4 protein-coding genes are annotated in these 2,882 nt (G+C 75.6%); 2 read left to right on the top strand and 2 right to left on the bottom strand.

Translation table 11 applies throughout. From position 1 onward, the window contains the following. Nucleotides 1-532 (top strand): alpha/beta hydrolase (locus MHW47_RS34070; RefSeq protein WP_239227712.1); only part of this gene is annotated, 532 nt, incomplete at its 5' end. An 88-nt stretch (nt 533-620) separates the two neighbouring features. Here MHW47_RS34070 and mnmA read toward each other — a convergent pair. Further along, the gene (mnmA, locus tag MHW47_RS34065) at nt 621-1,751 is read right to left on the bottom strand and encodes a tRNA 2-thiouridine(34) synthase MnmA (protein WP_239227711.1); all 1,131 of its coding nucleotides are present in this window, start codon (nt 1,749-1,751) and stop codon (nt 621-623) included. 61 nt (nt 1,752-1,812) lie between these two features. Between mnmA and MHW47_RS34060 the strand changes: the two genes are divergently transcribed. Continuing rightward, nucleotides 1,813-2,493, top strand: coding sequence for an N-acetylmuramoyl-L-alanine amidase (locus MHW47_RS34060; protein WP_239227710.1), 681 nt, complete (start codon nt 1,813-1,815; stop codon nt 2,491-2,493). Nucleotides 2,494-2,525: 32 nt separating this feature from the next. On the opposite strand, the gene MHW47_RS34055 is transcribed toward MHW47_RS34060, so the two are convergent. Beyond that, nucleotides 2,526-2,882: aminotransferase class V-fold PLP-dependent enzyme (locus tag MHW47_RS34055; protein ID WP_239227709.1), on the bottom strand; the 357-nt coding region annotated here is incomplete at its 5' end.

Genomic DNA, 2,882 nt, shown 5'->3' with positions numbered 1-2,882 from the left:
CGCCGGGTCGGGCGGCGCGCTGGTCCTGGAGGCGGCGGCGGCCGGGCTGCCGGCGGACCGGCTCGCGGTGTACGAGCCGCCGTACACGCCGGGTCCGGCCGGGCTGCTGTTCACGGCCGACCGCACGGCCCGGCTGCGCCGGCTGCTGGCCGCCGGGGACCGGGCCGGGGCGGTGGAGCTGTTCCTCACGCTGTCCGGTGTCCCGGCGGCGACGGTCGCCAGGATGCGGCGGGCGCCGCTGTGGCGGACCCTGGAATCCGTGGCGCACACACTGGCGTACGACGATCTGCTGCTGGGCGACGGTTCGCTGCCGGCCGCACGGCTGGCGGAGATCGGGGCGCGGTCCCTGGTGGTCTGCGGCGGATTCAGCGCGGCGACGGCGCGGTCGGCGACCCTGCTGCTCGCGCGGGCCCTGCCGCGCGGCCGTCACCGCACCCTGACCGGCCAGACCGGCGAACCGGCCCCGCAGGCGGTGGCCCCGGTGCTGGCGGGGTTCTTCGGCCACGACGCGTACGCCCGCCAGGCGTCCTGAACGGTCCGGCGGACCGGGGACCGGGAAAGCGCCCCGCGCGGCCACGCCCGTACTGGGGTCGGGCGTAGCCGCGCGGGGCTTGTGCGTATCAGGCGCTCGCCGCGCGCTCCCGGCGCACCGTCGTCGCGATCGTGGCCGAGCCGACCACGCGGGTACCGTCGTACAGGACGACCGCCTGGCCGGGGGCCACGCCCCTGACCGGCTCGGTGAACGTGACGTGCAGGGTGTCGCCGACGGCCTCGGCGGTGACCTCGGTCTCGCCGCCGTGGGCGCGCAGCTGCGCGGTGTAGGTGCCGGGGCCGGTGGGGGGCGTGCCGCACCAGCGGGGCCGGATCGCGGTGAGCGCGGTGACGTCCAGGGCCTCGGCGGGGCCGACGGTCACCGTGTTGTTCACCGGGGAGATGTCCAGCACGTAGCGGGGCTTGCCGTCCGGCGCGGGGTGGCCGATGCGCAGGCCCTTGCGCTGGCCGATGGTGAAGCCGAAGGCGCCCTCGTGGGTGCCCACCTTCGTACCGGACTCGTCGACGATGTCGCCCTCGGCCGGGCCGCCGAGGCGGCTCGCCAGGAAGCCCTGGGTGTCGCCGTCCGCGATGAAGCAGATGTCGTGGCTGTCGGGCTTCCGGGCGACCGCGAGGCCCCGGCGCTCCGCCTCGGCGCGGATCTCGTCCTTGGTGGTGAGGGTGTCGCCGAGCGGGAACAGGGCGTGGGCGAGCTGGCGCTCGTCCAGGACGCCGAGCACGTAGCTCTGGTCCTTGGCCGTGTCGGAGGCGCGGTGCAGCTCCCGGCCACCGTCCTCGCCGGTGACGACGGTGGCGTAGTGGCCGGTGCACACGGCGTCGAAGCCGAGGGCGAGGGCCTTGTCGAGCAGCGCGGCGAACTTGATCTTCTCGTTGCAGCGCAGGCACGGGTTGGGGGTGCGCCCCGCCTCGTACTCGGCGACGAAGTCCTCGACGACGTCCTCGCGGAAGCGTTCGGCCAGGTCCCAGACGTAGAAGGGGATGCCGATGACGTCCGCGGCGCGGCGGGCGTCCCGGGAGTCCTCGATGGTGCAGCAGCCGCGGGCACCGGTCCGGAAGGACTGCGGGTTGGCGGAGAGGGCGAGGTGCACACCGGTCACGTCGTGGCCCGCCTCGACGGCGCGGGCCGCGGCGACGGCGGAGTCGACACCGCCCGACATGGCGGCGAGCACACGGAGGGGGCGCTGGGGAGTCTCAGTCATAGCCCCACCAGGGTACGTGGGGGCGGGAACCGAACGCTCGCGGATATGCGTTGTCCGTCACATGGGGACCAAGGGGACGGACGGCGCCCGCTCCGGGACCGGTATCGGCCGGCGCTCGGTGCTGATCGGCGGCGTCGTCACGGCGGTGGGCACGGCGGCGCTGGCGCGGGACCGGCTGAAGCGCACCTGGTGGCGGATGCCCGGCGTGGAGAAGCCGCGCACACCGGGCGCGGTGGACTACGCGCGGGCCCGCTGGGTCGCCGCGTCGGAGGCGAACTGGCGGCGGGCCGACCGCCCCGACGACTACCGCGTGGACCGGGTGGTCATCCATGTCACGCAGGGCGGCTTCGACAGCGCGGTCCGTGCCTTCCAGGACCCCGGTCACCGGGCGGCGGCGCACTACGTGGTGCGCAAGGACGGCCGGGTGACGCAGATGATCCGCGAGCTGGACGTGGCGTTCCACGCGGGCAACCGCTCGTACAACGAGCGCAGTGTGGGCATCGAGCACGAGGGCTTCGTGGAGCGCCCCCAGGACTTCACGGCCGCGATGTACAGGTCGTCGGCCGCGCTGACCGCCGCGATATGCGGCCGGTACGGCATTCCGCTGGACCGGGAGCACATCATCGGGCACGCCGAGGTGCCGGGCGCCGACCACACCGACCCGGGCCGCGGCTGGGACTGGGACCGCTACCTGGAGCTGGTCCGCCGCGCGGCCTCGGCGCCGGAGCGCGAGAAGACCTGAGGGCGGGGCGGGCGCCCGGCCGGGGCGGGCGTTCAGCTGAGCCCGGCCGTCCGGGCGCGGGCGACGGCGGGGCCGATGGCGCGGGCGACGTCCTCGACGTCCTGGGCGGTGGAGGTGTGGCCGAGCGAGAAGCGCAGGGTGCCGCGGGCCAGGTCCGGATCGCTGCCGGTGGCCAGCAGGACGTGGCTGGGTTGGGCGATCCCGGCGGTGCAGGCGGAACCGGTGGAGCACTCGATGCCCTGGGCGTCCAGCAGCAGCAGGAGCGAGTCGCCCTCGCAGCCGGGGAAGGTGAAGTGCGCGTTGGCCGGGAGCCGGCCGCCGGGCGCGGGGTCGCCGCCGAGCAGCGCGTCGGGGACGGCGGCCAGGACGGCGTCGGCCAGCCGGTCGCG

Origin of the sequence: Streptomyces sp. OfavH-34-F, from assembly GCF_022347745.1 — a bacterium.
Taxonomy (GTDB): Bacteria; Actinomycetota; Actinomycetes; order Streptomycetales; family Streptomycetaceae; genus Streptomyces.
This window is presented reverse-complemented; position numbering and strand designations above follow the sequence as displayed.

Coding starts and splice junctions, on each gene's coding strand:
- mnmA (WP_239227711.1), bottom strand. CDS start 1,751: ATGACTGAGACTCCCCAGCGCCCCCTCCGTGTGCTCGCCGCCATGTCG.
- MHW47_RS34060 (WP_239227710.1), top strand. CDS start 1,813: ATGGGGACCAAGGGGACGGACGGCGCCCGCTCCGGGACCGGTATCGGC.